The sequence below is a fragment of the Psychrosphaera sp. HA2-10 genome, assembly GCF_055693745.1.
The window spans coordinates 692735-710363 of the sequence record NZ_CM146341.1 but is presented as its reverse complement, the minus strand read 5'-3'; the positions used below and the strand labels follow the sequence as shown (position 1 = coordinate 710363).

Below are 17629 nucleotides of genomic sequence, written 5' to 3'. Positions count from 1 at the left end.
GGCTGCGTGGTTTGTGCCTAACGCAACTAATTAAAACAGTTAACTATGGTTATCGCTTACGATAAACCTTAACGTCGGTGTATCCATGCTCATGAAGAAGTAGCGCTTGTAATCGACTCATTACACCTCTATCACAATACAAGTAATACGACTTAGACTGATCCAAGTCACCAAACTGGGTGGCGATTCTGAAAAATGGCATCGTAATAACATCTATACCCTCGATTTCAAGAGGCGAATCTTCTTCCTCTTCCGGGCTTCTAATATCAATCACAATTGAGTTTTCTGACAGCTCTGTAACTTGCTCTACCTCTGTTACTTCCTCATGAGACTCAGTTTCAATGTCGCGCACATCCATCAGTGATGCTTCTGCAATTGCTTTATCTAAAATTCCGAAATCAAAATTCTCTTCGGCTGCTTCAATTTCACTGAGTACTGCGCGTGTTGTCGGCTTTTTAGAGATAACGCCACAATACTCAGGCATAGCTGCAGCCAAGTCATGGCTACCTATTTTACGAGCCGTGTCGATAATTTCTGACTTATCTATATGGATTAACGGGCGCAATATAAGCATTTCAGTTACACGGTCGATCACATTTAAGTTTGTCAATGTTTGAGACGATACCTGTCCTAAACTTTCACCAGTTACCAATGCTTTAATATTTAATTTTTCTGCTACTTGCGCTGCCGCACGCATCATCATTCGTTTTAAAACAACACCCATTAAGCCGTTGTCTATTTTAGTTAAGATTTCTGCAACCACAGGTTCAAAGTTGACCGAAACAAAACGTGTTTTATGGGAACTACTGAATGCTTTCCATATTTGATGCGATGCTTGTTTTACGCCGATTTCATGTTCTTTCCCACCCAAGTTAAAGAAGCAAAAATGTGTTCTAGCACCGCGTCGAATTAGATGATACGCCGCTACTCCAGAATCAAAGCCACCAGACATTAACGCTAAAACATCTTCTTGGCTTGGCAACGGCATCCCGCCTAAACCCTTATGATTTGCTTTTATAACATGAAACACATCTTCTCGAAGTTCAGCTTTGACAGTCACTTCAGGCTTTTTTAATTGAACCCGAGCCGTTTCCACAGCTTGGTTTAGGCCGCCACCTACATAACGCTCTAATTCAGAGGAAGTAAAATCATGCTTACCCGTACGTTTGATTCGGACACAAAATGACTTGCCAATAAGTTCATCTTGCCAATGACGAGCAACATCTTTAAACGCTTGATCAAAGTCTACAAACGGATATTCAACCACTTCATTAAATTGATCAACACCAGGGATTTTTACAATAAGATCAAGTAATTGTTCGCGTTCTTCAGGAGTGGCGTGAGGTGCATCAACTAAAATATCTGTCCAGCGAGAAATAATATGAGCTTTAGGGTGAACCTTTTTCAAAATAATGCGTAAATTAGATTCAAGTAGTTTATAAAACCGTTTGCGAACCGAGCGGCTTTTTATATTTATCTCTGGGTGGTATTTAACAATTAACTTCATAATATCTCATTTGTAGGTCAGTTCTCGCGTTTCAGCGCGCGCATATTATACACACACGCCTCACTTACGAAAAGCGACATTCAAAAACAATGGATATACTACTGATTTGTAATATTAATCTGCTCAGACTCTTTGGCTTTACCTTGCATAATAGATACCTCGACTCGGCGATTGACACGTCTATTAGCGGCAGATGTGTTTGGTAATAATGGCCTAGTATCCGCGTGACCGACTACTATGACGCGGTTTTTATCAAACCCAGGTACTTTAATCATTTCAGTAGCCACAGCGACTGCACGTTGTGAGGATAAGTCCCAATTGTTAAAAAACAACTCATTCGTCACATTAATGTCATCGGTGTGACCCGATACTGTAATCTCACCAGGAACATCATTTAAAACCCGACCAACCTTTTGAATAATTGGTTTAAACTGGTCCTGCAAATAAGCAGATCCTGATGGGAACGAGCCATTTTCTCTTATTCTGATAATAATTTGTTGTCCTAGCGATTCTAATTCGATAGCACCATCAATTATTTCTTGCTGCATTTGTTGAGCTATTTTTTTAAGAAGCTCATTCACTTCTTCTTGCTCTGCAGCCGCTTCAGCAGACGACTCTGATTCAGCTTCAGCCGTAGCTGAACTCATACCACCTCGCATTTCAGCAGTTTGTTCTTGACGCCCACCGGCAGATTCGTCCTCACCCTCTTCAAATTCCAAAACCTGTTGGGTGATTTCTATGGTTTGCTGTTGAATAATTTCAATCGGAGTTGGTTCTGGTCGGCCAGGTCGGAATTCTTGAGCAATGACAGAAGTACCCTTTGGAATATCTTTCACTTCAATTTTATTTTGCACACCAAAAGCAAACTTCATCGAACCAGCAATTTGTTTAAACTTCAACACGTCCATTTCGGCAAAGGATAGAAGCAAAACAAAGAAGCACATCAACAAAGACATTAGATCAGCAAATGTTCCCATCCACGCTGGAAGTCCCTCTGGGGGACATTTTGGGCATTCTTCTTCAGACATCCGCTATTCCTCGGTATTTACTTCTCGTTTAGAAGCGGCAAGGTAATTTCTTAAAACACCCTCAATGACTTTTGGATTTTGACCATCTTGAATACCAAGTACACCGTCCATTATTAAGCTTTGGTTTAGCTTTTCTTCGCTCGTACGCAGATTTAGCTTAAATGACATAGGTAACGCAATAACATTGGCTAAGAAAGCACCATAAAGAGTAGTTAGTAGTGCTACCGCCATCGCCGGCCCAATAGACTTTGGATCATCCATGTTTGATAACATCGCAACCAAACCAACTAACGTACCTATCATACCCATTGCAGGGGCGATATCACCTAATGTTTTAAACATTCCAGCGCCCATCTCATGACGCTCTGTGGTTAGTGAGATGTCTTTTGACAAAGTAGCTCTTACTACTTCACCATCATGGCCATCAACAAGCAGATCGACACCTTTTTGTAAAAATGGATTACCAATTTCTGCTTCTTCTAGGGCTAAAAAGCCACCTTTACGTGCAGAGTCAGCTAACTCTACAATTTTCTCTATAAGTTCTTCTGGAGTTTCGATTTTAAATGAAAATGCTTTACCGGCAATTTTACCCGCTGATATAAATTGCGGCAGTGTGTAATTAGACATTAAAACGAATGTTGAGCCACCAAATACAATAGCTATTGAGGGAACGTCGATAAACATTCCTAGCCCACCACCTAAAATCATGGCTAATACAATAAAGCCTATGGCTCCGATCATGCCAACAATACTAGCTAAATCCACAATTTACTCCTGCAATAGATGATGTTCCACTAAGTTTAATTATCGACAGCAAAACTAGCAACTTAAATATTATCGGTAACTTAATGACTTAACCGAACAAAGTTTAATCAATTTATAGTTATTCTAGCTCAATATAATTGAATAACCATGGCATTTACGATACCTTTACCGGCTAATTTTGGCAGCCTATATGCAAATGAAAACAGACTTATGACTACTCCGAAAAATTTAACGTTTGAAACTGCGATAACTGAGCTGGAAACAATAGTAAACCAACTTGAATCTGGTGACTTAGAACTAGAGCAATCGTTAGCGCTTTTTGAACGAGGTATCGAATTAACACGTTTAAGCCAAAGTCGTTTGCAAGAAGCTGAACAAAAAGTTCAAATTTTAATGGAAAAGCAAGGTAATTTAGAGCTTCAGCCATTTAATGAAAATGTTGGCCAGGACGACTAAAGCTAATGACTATTCAAAACGTCATTATTGATACGCAACAACGAATTGAAAGCGTCCTACAGAGCTTTTTAGCTGAGTCGAGTATTTCAGACTCAAAATTAAAAGAGGCAATGCGTTATTCGTTGCTGCTTGGTGGCAAACGAGTTCGACCATTTTTAGTGTATACCACAGGTGAAATCTTAGGTGCTCACCCAAAGGATTTAGATGCCTCAGCGGCCGCAATCGAATCAATTCATACGTACAGCTTAATTCATGACGACTTACCAGCAATGGACGATGATGAGCTTAGGCGTGGCAAGCCAACATGTCATAAACAATATGATGAGGCAACGGCTATCCTAGCAGGCGATGCACTGCAGTCATTTGCATTTGAGATCCTGACCGGACATAGTTTTCAAGGCACAAATATTTCCAACCAACTCGCGCTTGTGAGCTTGGTCGCTTCCTCTGCGTCTCAAATGTGTGCTGGCCAAAGTATCGATTTAGAAAATACCAACAATGCTAATGTGTCTATCGAACACTTAGAAAATATGCATAAACTAAAAACAGGTGCTTTAATAAAGGCATCTGTTCTTGCAGGCGCCATTTGCGCTAATGCAACATCCGCTCAAATACAAGCCTTAGGTCAATATGCTGATGCTATTGGATTAGCATTTCAAGTTTGGGATGATATTCTAGACATTACGTCGGATACCGAAACGTTAGGAAAACCGCAAGGCTCTGATGAGCAATCAAATAAGTCGACCTATCCTGCATTGTTAGGACTAGAACAAGCAAAAATTAAAGCACAGCAATTGATTGATGAAGCAAATTTGGCATTAACGAAAATTGATGCTGACACTTCAACATTAAGTCAATTGGCGCAATACATCATTGAAAGAGATCATTAGTAATTTTATGACAGTTAATATGGCGGATTATCCGAATTTACAAAAGGCGTTATTGCCTACCGACCTGCGTCAATTACCTCAGGAACAGTTAGTTTCTGTTTGTGATGAATTACGTGCGTACCTTTTAAACTCGGTGAGTAAAAGTTCAGGGCACTTCGCGTCCGGCTTGGGAACCGTAGAATTAACGGTCGCTCTTCATTATGTTTATAACACGCCTTACGATCGTGTAATTTGGGATGTTGGCCACCAGGCTTATCCTCATAAAATCATTACTGGAAGAGCCGATAAAATCCATACAATTCGTCAGAAAGATGGCTTACATCCATTTCCTTGGCGAGAAGAAAGTGAGTACGACACATTAAGTGTCGGCCATTCATCAACGTCAATTAGCGCAGCTTTAGGAATGGCTATTGCTGCTGAAGCACAGCACAAAGCTAATCCTGCTGATGCAATTAGAAAAGTGTGCGCTGTTATTGGTGACGGGGCAATGACTGCTGGTATGGCTTTTGAAGCGATGAACCACGCCGGTGATATTAAGCCCGATATGTTAGTCGTCCTGAATGACAACGACATGTCTATTTCAGAAAATGTTGGTGCACTTAACACCCATATGGCTAAGTTACTCTCAGGGAACTTATATACAACTTTTCGAGAGAGCGGGAAAAAATTACTTAGTGGTATTCCTCCAATTAAAGAGCTAGCAAGCCGTGCCGAAGAACACTTAAAGGGTATGGTAGTTCCAAGCACTATTTTTGAAGAATTAGGTTTTAACTATATTGGACCTATTGATGGCCATGATGTTGATGCTCTTGTAGATACTTTACGTAATATGCGAGACTTAAAGGGTCCTCAGTTTCTTCACATCGTTACGAAAAAAGGCAAAGGCTACGATCCAGCCGAGCTTGACCCGATTAAATACCATGCCGTTCCAAAGTTTGACCCAAGTTTAGACTCTTTGCCTAAATCGGTATCAAGTGGCCCAACATACTCAAAAGTATTTGGTGACTGGTTGTGTGATATGGCGGCGAAAGATCCTAAGTTAATGGCCATCACACCTGCCATGCGCGAAGGTTCGGGTATGGTTCAGTTTGCAAAAGAATACCCAGACCAATACTTTGACGTAGCTATTGCTGAACAGCACGCTGTTACACTTGCAGCTGGCATGGCATGCGAAGGCTACAATGCTGTTGTTGCTATTTATTCCAGCTTTTTACAGCGCGCTTATGACCAGTTAATACATGACGTCGCTATCATGAACTTACCTGTGCTATTTGCCGTTGATAGAGCTGGCATTGTTGGCGCTGATGGTCCAACACACCAAGGCTCATTTGATTTGAGTTTCATGCGCTGCATACCAAACCTAGTTATCATGGCGCCTAGCGATGAAAATGAATGCCGTCAAATGTTATACACAGGTCATAAACTCAATAAACCATCGGTAGTTCGTTACCCAAGAGGGACGGGTATGGGCACCGAGGTAATCGAGACGATGACCGAGCTGGAGATTGGTAAAGGTCGAATTATATCTAAAGAAACGGCTTCAGAATGTAATGAAACATGCATCGCTATACTCAGTTTTGGTACATTCCTAGCCTCAGCAAACTTCGCAGCAAAAGAGTTAGATGCGACCGTTGTCGATATGCGATTTGTTAAGCCGTTGGACGTTAAACTCATTGATGAATTAGCCGCTACCCATGATGTGCTAGTAACGCTCGAGGATAATGCAATAGCAGGTGGTGCAGGTTCTTATGTAAATGAATACCTAAATATGCGTGGCCACGATAATCGCGTATTAAACTTAGGTCTTCCTGATAACTTCATCAAGCACGGAACACAGCAAGAAATATACGAGGAGCTTGAATTAGACGGCAAAGGTGTTGAAAACCAAATTCGTCGATTCATGATTAGCTAATACTAAAAAACCCGTTAAGAGTTAGGCATCTCATCGATGATTTACTTAACGGGTTTCTCCAAATTACACGCTTTAGTCTAGGTCTTTTAGCGGCCAAACAACAATATAATCCTCAAATTGCTCCTCTGAAATCATATCATCAAACACAATTTTTCCTCTAACTGACATACCAGCTTTATGCATAGCAGACTTTTTGCCTTTATTCAGCAAAGGGTGCCAACTCGGTAGCCCTCGTCCTTCTTGAAGACGACGGTAACTGCAACTGGTTGGCATATAAAAAACTTGCTCTAAATTGTCCTGAGTAAGCTGAATACAACTTGGGACTAATTTAGTTCGTTCACTATAAACACTGCATTCACACTTTTTATCATTTAAGTATCGACACGCCACTGACGTAAAATGAAGCTCTTCTTGTTCATTAATATGTGTAGTATCAACCGCATCGTCATACCCTTCATCATCAATCAATTTGTGAAGACAACATTTTGCACATCCATCACAAATAGACTCCCACTCTGTGCGAGTCATTTCTTTTAACGATTTTTCTTTCCAAAAAGGTGCTGCGTTATTCATTGTTGTCATATTAAATTTTTGGATATCCTATACGATCCGCTAAATACCCCACAGAGGTCACAAAGTAATACGAACGATTCCAGTGCATTAACGATTTATAATTATCGTAAGCTAAATACATACGGCCTTTCGCATCATCTGGCATAATCAACGCTGCAGTTATATTAACATTTGGTAATGGCTTTCCATCCATACGTTTAATGCCCAGGTCTGCCCACTCTGATAATGGCTTTTCATTTTTAGCAAAGTTTTCTAACCAACCTTTTCGACCTTTACTATTTTTCGCCATGATTAGATTCTTATCAAAATTTTCTGGTAAAAGTACCTGGCGACCCCAGGTTTTATTGTTATCCCAACCTTCTTGTTTCAAGTAATTGGCGATTGAGGCGAAAACATCGGTTTTATTGGTCCAAATGTCTTTCTTACCATCTTTGTCACCATCGGCAGCATAGGCAAGAAATGACGTTGGTATAAATTGACATTGCCCCATTGCGCCGGCCCAAGAACCCACAAACTTTTCTTTACTTATATGGCCTTCTTGGAGAATTTGAAGTGAAGCCCATAATTGACGTTTAAAGAAAGCTTCTCGTCGTCCGTCATAACTCAGTGTTGTTATCGAATCAATAATCGGCATTTTGCCTTGTATACGACCAAAATTCGTTTCTAATGCCCACAAAGAGACGATAAACCTAGCTTGAACACCATATTCAGCCGCAATCTTTTCTAATAACTCGCGATTTTCAACATAAGCTTCTCTCGCTTTTTTTACCTTCCACTCCGGTACTCGTTTTGGTAAATAAGTATCAAGTGTTTCAACAAATTCAGGTTGATTTTTATCAGCTTTAACGACACGTTTTAGGTAAGTCAAATTTGATAAATGAGTTTCAACAAAACTAGATTCAAAACCTTTTTCAATTGCTTCTTTTTTTAAGCCTTCAACATATTGCTCAAAAGATGGTTTGTCAGCCGCTAACGACGAAAATATAGGCGACGACAAAAGAATTCCTGCAATGATAGTTCTTAACTTCATGTAACCTCTCTTATACATCCTCTTTAGAATGTGTTTGGTTCTTTTTAAATGTATCTAATAAGTTTTCTTGTGGGGGTGGTATTTGTAAATAAAACCCTTTCTCTACTAACTCTTCTTTTACTTTAGGTAGGTCGGCAATTGCAAGATGTTTACGACGATCTAAGTCTAAAGTCATGACGAGTTGCGGACGACCAATTAATTCCATCAATGCTTCTGGAACTTTTGAAAAGTCATCGGCTTTCTCTACATATAGATAAGTTTCGGCCTTTTTTGAGCTTTTATATATTGTACATAGTTGCATAATTTAGCCTTTCTTTAAGAGTGGGTTGTATGAGAGCTTTCCGATATCGTACTTTTCATTCCAAATTTGCAAGCTGTCTTTTAGCAGAGCATAGCGCCATGGTTGGGAAAAGTCTGGTTGTTCTTGACCCGGCACTTGCCATTGCCATTTCACCCATTGATTCAACTGTTTTTTTGTCGCTAAAAGTGGCAGAGGTACATTATGTTTAACACTTGCTTCTGTCACTAACTGCTTTAATAATTTAAAAGCCTGCTTATAGTCTGGGAAGTCAGTTAGTCTTGGAATTATTAAAGGGCAATCTTCTAACTCCACTTCTTTACCTTTCGAAATACAATCTAACATTGCCTTGCCATGGATACGAACTTCACTTGGATGAATATCCGGAATGTTTTTTAAACTGTTTAAATCTGCTGGTCGGCGCTGCGAAAGCGTAAATAATGTCGCGTCCTTCGCCACAAAGCCTAACGCTAAGTTTTTCTTAACCGCGACGTCATAGCGCCAAATACATAATTCTTTTAAAACAGCGAGTTCTCTTCGTTTTAACTGCCATGCATTTCCAAAATCTTGATACAAGTTCTCTATATCTTTGTCTTTACTTTTTTGTTCAACTTTTAGTTCGGCTTCAATCAAATTGTACTGATCCAATTTACGAGATTGAAGCTCCTCATTAAACGCATGATAAAGCGGTAGTAAGTACTTAACGTCGTTTGCGGCATAGTGGAGTTGAGTTTGTTCTAAAGGTCTTTTTAACCAGTTCGTTCTTGCTTCACCTTTATCTAATACCACACCTAGTGTTTTTTCGACCGCAGCACCAAAACCTAACACTGTTCCGTCATTTAAAAATTGGCCTGCAATTTGCGTATCAAAAAGGGGTTGTGGTAAGCGGCCTGAATAAACCTTAAAAACCTCAAGATCTTCGTGACAAGAGTGTAGTACTTTAGTGATGTTTTTATTTGTCAATAATTGCCAAAACGGCTCTAAGTCTAATCCTACTAGTGGATCTATAAGCACTAGTGACTTTCCATCGTAAGCCTGAATTAATCCTAAATCAGCATAAAATGTTCTGGTACGAACAAACTCCGTGTCGAGCGCTAAAACACTGGCACTTGATGCCTGTGAGCAAAATGCATCTAACTGCGCTTGGCTATCGACGTATTGGTATTCAGATTGTGACTCTTTCACTATATTATTCACTCTTTAAAACAAAAAAAGCTGACCTTAGTCAGCTTTTAATCAAATTGTAGAATCAATTATTCTTTAAGCTTACGACGTAAGATCTTGCCAACATTAGACTTTGGCAATTCGTCTCGGAATTCTACCAGTTTAGGAACTTTATATCCTGTTAATCTTTCACGACAATGTTCAATCACTTGCTCTTCCGTTAAGCTCGGGTCTTTTTTAACGACAAATATCTTAACTACTTCGCCAGACACTTCATGAGGAATACCAATAGCGGCCGCCTCTAAAACGCCCTCGTGAGTAACCACTTCGTCTTCAATTTCATTTGGAAATACATTAAATCCAGAAACTAAAATCATGTCTTTTTTACGATCAACTATATACAGTAAGCCTTCATCATCAATTTTAGCGATATCACCAGTAGACAACCAACCATCTGTCAACACTTCGTCAGTCGCTTCTTGTCGTCCTAAGTAACCTCGCATAACCTGAGGCCCCTTAACTAACAGCTCACCTGGCTCACCTGCTTTGACGTCTTCACCGTCTTCACCAACTAAACGGATATCCGTAGATGGCACTGCGACACCGATACTGCCCGTATATTGGCCAATATCAAAAGGCACAAATGAAACAACTGGTGAACACTCTGTTAAGCCATAACCTTCCAATAAATCACAACCAGTAACGTTTAACCAACGCTCTGCTACTGCGCGTTGAACCGCCATACCACCACCAATACTTAAATTAAGTGATGAGAAGTCGAGTTCAGAAAATCCAGGAGTATTTAACAAGCCATTAAATAATGTATTTACACCACTAATCGCTGTGAATTTTACCGTGCTAAGCTCTTTTACAAAACCCGGCATATCTCTTGGATTTGTAATTAGAACGTTCGTTCCACCAAACTTTAAGAAGAGTAAGCAGTTCGCTGTTAATGCAAAAATATGATAAAGCGGTAATGCTGTTATTATCGTGTCTTTCCCTTCTTCCAAGCACGGCCCTAACAATGCTGAAACTTGCTCTAGGTTCGCGACCATGTTGCTATGTGTAAGCATCGCTCCTTTAGATACACCTGTGGTACCGCCGGTATACTGTAAAAAGGCCAAATCTTCACCAACAACTTCCACAGGGGTAACTGAAAGTTGGCGTCCCTTTTTAATCACGTCTTTAAATGGTATCGCTGTTGGTAAGTTATAATCAGGAACCATTTTCTTAACAAACTTAACCACAAAATCAACAACAAAGCCCTTCATTCCAAGCATGTCGCCCATTTTAGTAAGCACCACATGTTCTACCGCGGTCTTATCTAAAACTTGCTCTAGTGTATTGGCAAAGTTTTCAACAATAATGATGGCTTTTGATTTGCTATCGTTTAACTGATGTTCTAATTCGCGAGGTGTGTAGAGTGGATTAACATTAACAACAATAGCACCTATTCGATGTACGGCAATAAGAGCTACCGGATACTGCAATAAATTTGGCATCATAATCGCGACTGCATCGCCCTTTTTAATACCAAGTTCATTTTGAAGATATGCGGCGAAAGCTTCTGCTTCTCTATTTAACTCATTATATGAAATGGATTTACCCATATTCATGAATGCTTCTTTATCGCCAAATTTTGCGACGCTGTCTTGAACAACGTTTAATAACGAATGTTGCGGATCTAGGTCTATTTCTGATGCTACATTTTTAGGATATTTATTTAACCAGATCTTGTCCAAAACGCTCTCCTGAATCAATTTTCAATGCTTTCAATTTTTTAAGACCAAAATAATCCGCTACAATACTCCAACTCATCCGATCAGACAAATTAGATAGAATAAAAAAGCATCAAACCATCATATTAGTTTAATTATTCGGCAATTATAGTAAAAATTCACCAATATGCTGAGCTGTTTGTGAAGGGTTTTCAAGATGGCAATGGTGGTGACCTGATACTTTTACCAATGTGTGTTGTTTATAACATTGTTGAAACATAGCATAACTTTCTTTCATAGTTTGATAACCATCATCCGCTAATATTAACAATGTTTCTGCTGTAATCGCTGATATAATTTGCTCAGCCGCAACTTTGTTTAACCGAACTGGTGAGCCTGTTTTTAACCTTAGGTCCGTTCTCCAAGTAAATCCACCATCAACCAATTGAGTATTTCGATGGATTAATCTTTTCGCCGCTAAATAACTTAAGTTACCGGCCTCTTGCCGAGCCTTTATAGCCAGTTCAATATTTTTGTGAATTCGTGGTTTCTTATTAGCGATTAGCTTGCGAGAGTCCATAGCACTTCTAATATCACTGAGGGCTAAAGTGTCGTCTTGAATAATTAAACCCGCAGAATCTATGAGAACAAGCTTTGCGATCGAGTCTGGATACAAGCCCGCGATAACTGTCGCTAACATACCACCCAAAGAGTGCCCTACCAATACTGGTGGCGAGTCAAGATCTAGTGCATCAATGACTTCAATTATGTCTGAAACCCAGTCAATAAAATGATAATAACTATTATTGGCACGATGAAATGAATAGCCATGACCTGGTAAATCAATAGCGATCCAGTTTACGTTCGGTAATATATCCATAAGTGGAACAAAACTCGCGGCGTTGTCGAGCCAGCCATGCAATGCGAGTACTGTAGGAGAGTCAGGCGACGACATATGTTCTATGGCAGTAACTTCGCCACCCGATATTTTGATAATTTTTTTGTTCAATGCTTTATTGCTTTACAAACTTCAGAGTCATACGATCACTTTCACCAATGGCCAAATACTTATCTTGATCCAATGCGCCCATTGCTAAAGTCGGAGGCAGAGTATATACCCCTTTAGGGTAGTCTTTGGTGTCGGCGTCATTAGAATTAACTTCACTGGTTTCTACAAGCTTGAAACCTGCATTTTCAGCTGCTTTAATCACATAATTTTCAGCTAAGTAACCTTCCGGCGCAGAAGATGAAAAGTCAGAAAACTGAGTTGAGCGATGCTGTATGACACCCAAGATTCCGCCTGGTTTTAACGCCTTATGAACTGACTCTAAGCCTTGTTGCATTTGACCAACCTCATCCCAAATGTGCAACGTGCGAACAATAATCGCAATATCAATCGAGTCAACTTCCGCAATATCAATTTGCTCAGGTGGTTCAAATTCAGTAAAAAGCACCGTGCCATACAATGCCTGGTCCGACATTTTTTCTCGATACTCTAGTGCGATTTTACTCCAAAATGCTAAACGCTTATCGTCTGAGTTTTGATTATTCAACCCGAACGTTGCTGCTACTAGTTGTCCATTGTCTTTTAGGTAAGGCGCAAGTATTTCGCTATACCAACCATTTCCAGGCCACACCTCAAGTACAGTACTTGACGGTTTTATATTAAAAAATTTAATAACGTCAGCCGGATGACGAAAATTATCACGAGCTTTGTGTTCAACACTACGGTGATCGCCATTGAGAATTTCTTCAATATTTTTGCCTGGTTGACTCGCAGAAGTTTGTGCCGAATATACAGCGACCGCGCAATAAAGCGCGGTCAATAAGGAGCTTTTAAACATTAAGTTCAGCCTTGGTAATTATTAATTTTATTATTGTTTGTTGTCTTTTGACTTAACCACACCAGTGGGCTTTGTTTTGTTATTACCGCCAATTATATACAAGTGGCGTGTACCGCCTTGCCAATACCATCTAGGGTTATAACCGTACCAACCATAATGAAACTGAACTCTAGTTGGTGCAACCGAATTTTTCCATAAGTGCAACTTAGCGTTCGTTAACGTAGGATAAACATATTCATACTCATCTATCTTCTGCGATTCACTAGCTTTTATCTCACCTAACGCTGTCACAGATTTACCTTTTTTAAACACCTCAGGGTCTAAAAAACCATCCACATACACTCTAAAACGGCCAGCAGGATCATCTTTCAAATCAGGTCTGCCATTACTTTTGGCTGGATAGTACAGAACATCAAAGCGAGTTTTGTCTGCTTCGTTTTTAATATCAGCAATCACACCGCTCCAACGGGCTTGCTGTCCGACCAATTTAACATCGTCGGCACTGGCAGATGAATACTCCGTTAGCTTAGTATTTTCAGGAACACTAACTAAGTCTGGGTAACTTGCACACCCACTGAGTAATGCGAATGTTCCAAGTACCATTAAGCTTTTTGTTAATAACTTCATTTACCTACCTCACTATTTTGTAACGGCTAGTATTAGGCAAATTACGCTGTAATATCAACCTTTATTTTTCTAGCTATATCTTGGCTACTTTCATTAACTTGTAGACTATTGTATGAATTCACCGCCGTTTGACCTAAACCTGAGGAGTTTTGCTGTTGCTCTCGACGGGTTGCGGCGTTGAGCTCGAGTTGTTGAATTGTTTGAGCATCAGGAGCCCTAAGTTGATTGGATGTATCCGCTGTGTCAGTACGTAAACGCTCATCTCGCTGGCGTTGTTCACTTCTACCAGCCTCTGATTGCAAAGCCTCTTGTTGCTGAATGTTCTCAGTGTTTTGACGACTTTGCACAGCGTCTTCTTGCTGCTCTCGACGTTGAACGCTCGCGTCTCTGTTTTGATTCTGCTGTTGGATAAGTTGCTGTTCAGCTCGAACATTTCCACCAACATTTGGTCCGTAACCGATACCTTCTGGCATAACTAACTCCTAAAATAATCTAGTTACTTTAAGTTTAGTCAACGATTTTAAAACTGCGAATATAATCCGATAATGCGGATGTGATCTCTTTAAAAACATCTCTATTTTGACAGCTAGTTACCATTTGTGGCATTCCGTTCAGGGTACACATAATTAAAGTTGATACTCGTTTGCTGTCAACTGTGTGACTTACCTGATTTAACTCTTTTGCTCGCTCAATGGCATTCAAAATTGAGCTTTGTGCAGAACAAAAGATGCCATCAATTCTGACTCTTAAACCATCATCTGTAGCACCAAGCTCAGCAAGAAGATTGTGAATTGGACAGCCATTGCACATGTCATCTTGAGACGCATTTTCAGAGATTTCCTCTATTGAAAGTGCCATTGCCTCCATTGGATCATTGGCTTTTGCTAATGGCTCCCAACGTGCTTTTGACTGCTCTTTAAAAAGCTCATCAACGACGGCATACAACAACTCTTGTTTGTTTGAGAAATGATGATAAAGCGCACCCTTAGACACATCAGCTTTGTTGATTATGTCCGACAAACTTGTGCCGTTATAGCCTTTTTGCTGAAATAGGCATGACGCAATTTCTAACAAATTTTTTCGGGTTTTATCTGGATCTCTTAAGGCCATAAAATTTATCTCTAATAATAACAACCAACCGGTCGGTTTTAATTATGCACTAACTTTGTCTTAAAAATAACCAAAAAGTTCAAACTATCTGCCTGGTAATTTTTTCCAAGTGACTTCATCTCTGACATAATTTGGTTGAGCTATCTCGGCAGGAAGACCTTCACCATTCTTAAACTTGTCTTCAACTAACGTAAAACCAAATTTAACATCTGGTAGTAAAATGTTGCTGATCTCACACTTTACTTTAGACGATAGAATTTCCTGATATGTTTCCCAACCAGTTCCTACAGCAACGGCATTATCTGACAGTTTAAAATCAGACAAGTCAATTGTCTCCGGTTTACATACTGTATCCGCAAGGGCTGCTACAGCAACACCATCAATATTGTTATAAATAGCAAAATAAACTTCAGACATCCTCGCGTCTATTGCTGCAATGACTTGCTCAGCGCCATGCTCTTCAATAGCTTGTTGTGCCATAAGCGCAAGATTAGAAACGCCTAAAACAGGTAAATCAGCACCAAAAGCAAGCCCTTGTGTAATAGAAACGCCGATTCTAACGCCAGTAAAACTACCAGGGCCACAGCCGTATAAAATGCCATCAAATTGCTCTAATGAAAGCTTCGATTCTTTAAGTAATGTTTCTACGCCAGGCAATAGTTTTTGAGAATGTTGCTGAGGGCAAACTTCAAAGTAACTAAATACTCTTTCGTCGGATTTTATTGCTACCGAACAAGCTTCCGTAGCGGCGTCTAAGGCTAATAATTTCATATTTACACACTATAAAGTTTTTAAAAAGCTAGCTACTCGATCAGTATCTCTTGTACGTTTCATATCGGGTAAACTTCGCATAAAAGTCTCGCCATATTGGCGCGTCACCAGTCTTGGATCGCATATTACCAGAGCACCGCTATCTGTAACATCCCTAATCAAACGACCGACCCCTTGTTTTAATGAAATAACAGCTTGAGGAATTTGAACATGCTTAAATGGGTCTAAGCCTTTGAGCTTACAGTCCTCCATTCTCGCTTGCAGTAAAGGTTCGTCCGGGGATGCAAAAGGTAGTTTATCTATCATCACTAAAGATAAAGCATCACCTCTTACATCTACACCTTCCCAGAACGAACTGGTCCCCAATAACACGGCATTTTTGAGCTTGGTAAACTTTTCCAATAATAATCGCTTACTGGTTGTTCCCTGCACTAACAGTGGTAACTTGGTTTGATCTTCTAACATTTTAGCAACTAAAGACATGACTCTGTGGCTAGTAAATAACAAAAATGCACGGCCTTTACTTGCTTCAACAAGTTCTAATGCTAATTCGGCAAACGCTCGCACAGCAGCCTTGTCGTTTGGTTCTGGGAAATACCTAGGAACACAAAACAGCGCCTGTTTTTGATAGTCAAATGGACTACCAAGAATTTGGGTGCGAGCTTCCGGTAAGCCTAATTGACTAGTGTAATGTTCAAAGTCATCATCAACCGAAACGGTCGCCGAGGTAAAGATCCAGCTTGAATCCGACTCTTTTACAAAACCACCAAATTTGTCAGCAATTGAAAGCGGTGTGGTATGCAGAGTGAAATGTCGTTTACTGGTCTCATACCAATAACTGTAACCTGTTTCTTCTATTTGATTGACCCTATCAAACTTGCCTCGTAATTGGACCAATCGCTCAAAACAGGAATCTATCGCCTCTGTTCGTGAAACAGCTAATTTTAAAACGTCATATATGAAGTCGAACGACTTGTGTACTAACTGCATAGCAGCAACAATCTCTTGTTGTGATGCTTTTTCGCGCCAGTTACCTCGTTCACTATCAAAAGGAAATGCTAAACGCATATCCAAAATATTCTTTTCTAAATTCATTGCTGCTTTATTTAATTGCGACAAATCACGCAGGTTAGTTTGATATTCTGCTTGTATATCTTTACATAATTCAAAAACTTGACGAGAAGAAAAGTGATCACCAAAGTATTCCGCTGCGATATCAGGGATTTGATGCGCTTCATCAAATATAATGACATCAGTTTCTGGGATTAATTCGCCAAAACCTGTGTCTTTAAGTGCCATATCTGCAAAAAACAAATGATGGTTCACAACAATTAAGTCTGCTTCTAATGCGTTCTTTCGAGCATTAACTACGTGGCACTCGCCAATATTTGGACAATCTTTACTTAAACAGTTATCAACACTGCTCGTTACATAGGGAATTGCACGGCTATTTTCTTCAATAGAAGTAAGTTCACCTAAATCTCCGGAGTCTGTCTCTGAGCTCCAACGGCGAACCTTCGATAAGTCTGTGATAAATTCGGGATCATCAAATGGTGGATGCTGACCATTTTGGTTCATACGATAAATACAGAGGTAATTACTTCGACCTTTTAACAAAGCCGTTTTTAAGCGTGGTTTTATCGCTTGCTTTACCAAAGGTAAATCGCGATGAAACAGCTGTTCTTGTAATGCTTTGGTTCCAGTAGAGACAATGATTTTTCGCCCGTCTAAAATAGCAGGTGCTAAGTAGGCAAATGTTTTGCCCGTACCTGTTCCGGCCTCCACTACTAACTGCTTACCGTCTTTAATTGCTGCAGCGACCGCATTGGCCATGTCTAGTTGCGATTGTCGGGCTTTAAATCCAGGGATAGCCTTAGCAAGCGCCCCTTCATCTGAAAAACACTGATTAACTGTTTGTTTCACCCAAGCTCATCCA

At 40.0% G+C, this 17629-nt stretch carries 18 protein-coding genes; 3 read left to right on the top strand and 15 right to left on the bottom strand.

Features of this window, described 5'->3' with window-relative positions:
- Positions 1 to 49: 49 nt before the first annotated feature.
- The 3 genes from thiI to pomA all read right to left on the bottom strand — a co-directional run bounded on the left by thiI (position 50) and on the right by pomA (position 3300).
- Positions 50 to 1510, bottom strand: coding sequence for a tRNA uracil 4-sulfurtransferase ThiI (gene thiI, locus ACZ1GV_RS03315; RefSeq protein ID WP_472675859.1), 1461 nt, complete (start codon positions 1508 to 1510; stop codon positions 50 to 52).
- A 95-nt stretch (positions 1511 to 1605) separates the two neighbouring features.
- Positions 1606 to 2535, bottom strand: coding sequence for a flagellar motor protein MotB (locus tag ACZ1GV_RS03310; RefSeq protein WP_472675222.1), 930 nt, complete (start codon positions 2533 to 2535; stop codon positions 1606 to 1608).
- Positions 2536 to 2538: 3 nt separating this feature from the next.
- Complete coding sequence (gene pomA, locus ACZ1GV_RS03305; RefSeq protein WP_472675221.1) at positions 2539 to 3300, bottom strand: flagellar motor protein PomA; 762 nt, start codon at positions 3298 to 3300, stop codon at positions 2539 to 2541.
- A gap of 210 nt (positions 3301 to 3510) precedes the next feature.
- Between pomA and ACZ1GV_RS03300 the strand changes: the two genes are divergently transcribed.
- From ACZ1GV_RS03300 to dxs, 3 genes are read left to right on the top strand one after another with little or no spacing between them, the layout of a single operon-like run.
- Positions 3511 to 3756, top strand: coding sequence for an exodeoxyribonuclease VII small subunit (locus ACZ1GV_RS03300; protein WP_210560006.1), 246 nt, complete (start codon positions 3511 to 3513; stop codon positions 3754 to 3756).
- Between the two features lie 5 nt (positions 3757 to 3761).
- The gene (gene ispA, locus ACZ1GV_RS03295; RefSeq protein WP_472675220.1) at positions 3762 to 4646 is read left to right on the top strand and encodes a (2E,6E)-farnesyl diphosphate synthase; all 885 of its coding nucleotides are present in this window, start codon (positions 3762 to 3764) and stop codon (positions 4644 to 4646) included.
- 7 nt (positions 4647 to 4653) lie between these two features.
- The gene (gene dxs, locus ACZ1GV_RS03290; protein ID WP_472675219.1) at positions 4654 to 6558 is read left to right on the top strand and encodes a 1-deoxy-D-xylulose-5-phosphate synthase; all 1905 of its coding nucleotides are present in this window, start codon (positions 4654 to 4656) and stop codon (positions 6556 to 6558) included.
- 72 nt (positions 6559 to 6630) lie between these two features.
- On the opposite strand, the gene ACZ1GV_RS03285 is transcribed toward dxs, so the two are convergent.
- The 12 genes from ACZ1GV_RS03285 to ACZ1GV_RS03230 all read right to left on the bottom strand — a co-directional run bounded on the left by ACZ1GV_RS03285 (position 6631) and on the right by ACZ1GV_RS03230 (position 17616).
- The gene (locus ACZ1GV_RS03285; protein WP_472675858.1) at positions 6631 to 7131 is read right to left on the bottom strand and encodes a YcgN family cysteine cluster protein; all 501 of its coding nucleotides are present in this window, start codon (positions 7129 to 7131) and stop codon (positions 6631 to 6633) included.
- 10 nt (positions 7132 to 7141) lie between these two features.
- Positions 7142 to 8161, bottom strand: coding sequence for a lytic murein transglycosylase (locus ACZ1GV_RS03280; protein WP_472675218.1), 1020 nt, complete (start codon positions 8159 to 8161; stop codon positions 7142 to 7144).
- A 10-nt stretch (positions 8162 to 8171) separates the two neighbouring features.
- A complete protein-coding gene (locus ACZ1GV_RS03275) occupies positions 8172 to 8462 on the bottom strand; it encodes a YcgL domain-containing protein (RefSeq protein WP_210560011.1) in 291 nt (96 codons plus the stop codon).
- A 3-nt stretch (positions 8463 to 8465) separates the two neighbouring features.
- Entirely contained in the window at positions 8466 to 9644 is a 1179-nt protein-coding gene (rnd, locus tag ACZ1GV_RS03270) for a ribonuclease D (protein ID WP_472675217.1), read from the bottom strand.
- 68 nt (positions 9645 to 9712) lie between these two features.
- On the bottom strand, positions 9713 to 11365 hold the full coding sequence (fadD, locus tag ACZ1GV_RS03265; protein ID WP_472675216.1) for a long-chain-fatty-acid--CoA ligase FadD: 1653 nt from the start codon (positions 11363 to 11365) through the stop codon (positions 9713 to 9715).
- A 142-nt stretch (positions 11366 to 11507) separates the two neighbouring features.
- Entirely contained in the window at positions 11508 to 12350 is an 843-nt protein-coding gene (locus ACZ1GV_RS03260) for an alpha/beta fold hydrolase (protein WP_472675215.1), read from the bottom strand.
- 4 nt (positions 12351 to 12354) lie between these two features.
- The gene (locus ACZ1GV_RS03255) at positions 12355 to 13185 is read right to left on the bottom strand and encodes a class I SAM-dependent methyltransferase (protein ID WP_472675214.1); all 831 of its coding nucleotides are present in this window, start codon (positions 13183 to 13185) and stop codon (positions 12355 to 12357) included.
- Positions 13186 to 13215: 30 nt separating this feature from the next.
- Entirely contained in the window at positions 13216 to 13812 is a 597-nt protein-coding gene (locus ACZ1GV_RS03250; protein ID WP_472675213.1) for a Slp family lipoprotein, read from the bottom strand.
- A 41-nt stretch (positions 13813 to 13853) separates the two neighbouring features.
- Positions 13854 to 14285 carry a hypothetical protein gene (locus ACZ1GV_RS03245; protein WP_472675212.1) on the bottom strand — a complete coding sequence of 144 codons (432 nt, stop codon included), beginning with the start codon at positions 14283 to 14285 and terminating at the stop codon, positions 13854 to 13856.
- A gap of 34 nt (positions 14286 to 14319) precedes the next feature.
- A complete protein-coding gene (locus ACZ1GV_RS03240) occupies positions 14320 to 14922 on the bottom strand; it encodes a TetR/AcrR family transcriptional regulator (RefSeq protein WP_472675211.1) in 603 nt (200 codons plus the stop codon).
- An 84-nt stretch (positions 14923 to 15006) separates the two neighbouring features.
- Positions 15007 to 15693, bottom strand: a complete 687-nt coding sequence (gene tsaB / locus ACZ1GV_RS03235) for a tRNA (adenosine(37)-N6)-threonylcarbamoyltransferase complex dimerization subunit type 1 TsaB (RefSeq protein WP_472675210.1) — start codon at positions 15691 to 15693, stop codon at positions 15007 to 15009.
- A gap of 9 nt (positions 15694 to 15702) precedes the next feature.
- Positions 15703 to 17616: an ATP-dependent DNA helicase gene (locus ACZ1GV_RS03230; RefSeq protein WP_472675209.1), complete on the bottom strand. Its 1914-nt coding sequence runs from the start codon at positions 17614 to 17616 to the stop codon at positions 15703 to 15705.
- Between the last annotated feature and the right edge of the window lie 13 nt (positions 17617 to 17629).

Excerpts from the sequence above, each read along its gene's own strand:
- ACZ1GV_RS03250 (WP_472675213.1), bottom strand. The coding sequence starts at position 13,812 with ATGAAGTTATTAACAAAAAGCTTAATGGTACTTGGAACATTCGCATTA.
- ACZ1GV_RS03245 (WP_472675212.1), bottom strand. The coding sequence starts at position 14,285 with ATGCCAGAAGGTATCGGTTACGGACCAAATGTTGGTGGAAATGTTCGA.
- ACZ1GV_RS03280 (WP_472675218.1), bottom strand. The coding sequence starts at position 8,161 with ATGAAGTTAAGAACTATCATTGCAGGAATTCTTTTGTCGTCGCCTATA.
- ACZ1GV_RS03240 (WP_472675211.1), bottom strand. The coding sequence starts at position 14,922 with ATGGCCTTAAGAGATCCAGATAAAACCCGAAAAAATTTGTTAGAAATT.
- ACZ1GV_RS03255 (WP_472675214.1), bottom strand. The coding sequence starts at position 13,185 with ATGTTTAAAAGCTCCTTATTGACCGCGCTTTATTGCGCGGTCGCTGTA.
- ispA (WP_472675220.1), top strand. The coding sequence starts at position 3,762 with ATGACTATTCAAAACGTCATTATTGATACGCAACAACGAATTGAAAGC.
- ACZ1GV_RS03300 (WP_210560006.1), top strand. The coding sequence starts at position 3,511 with ATGACTACTCCGAAAAATTTAACGTTTGAAACTGCGATAACTGAGCTG.
- tsaB (WP_472675210.1), bottom strand. The coding sequence starts at position 15,693 with ATGAAATTATTAGCCTTAGACGCCGCTACGGAAGCTTGTTCGGTAGCA.
- dxs (WP_472675219.1), top strand. The coding sequence starts at position 4,654 with ATGACAGTTAATATGGCGGATTATCCGAATTTACAAAAGGCGTTATTG.
- ACZ1GV_RS03275 (WP_210560011.1), bottom strand. The coding sequence starts at position 8,462 with ATGCAACTATGTACAATATATAAAAGCTCAAAAAAGGCCGAAACTTAT.
- ACZ1GV_RS03285 (WP_472675858.1), bottom strand. The coding sequence starts at position 7,131 with ATGAATAACGCAGCACCTTTTTGGAAAGAAAAATCGTTAAAAGAAATG.
- ACZ1GV_RS03310 (WP_472675222.1), bottom strand. The coding sequence starts at position 2,535 with ATGTCTGAAGAAGAATGCCCAAAATGTCCCCCAGAGGGACTTCCAGCG.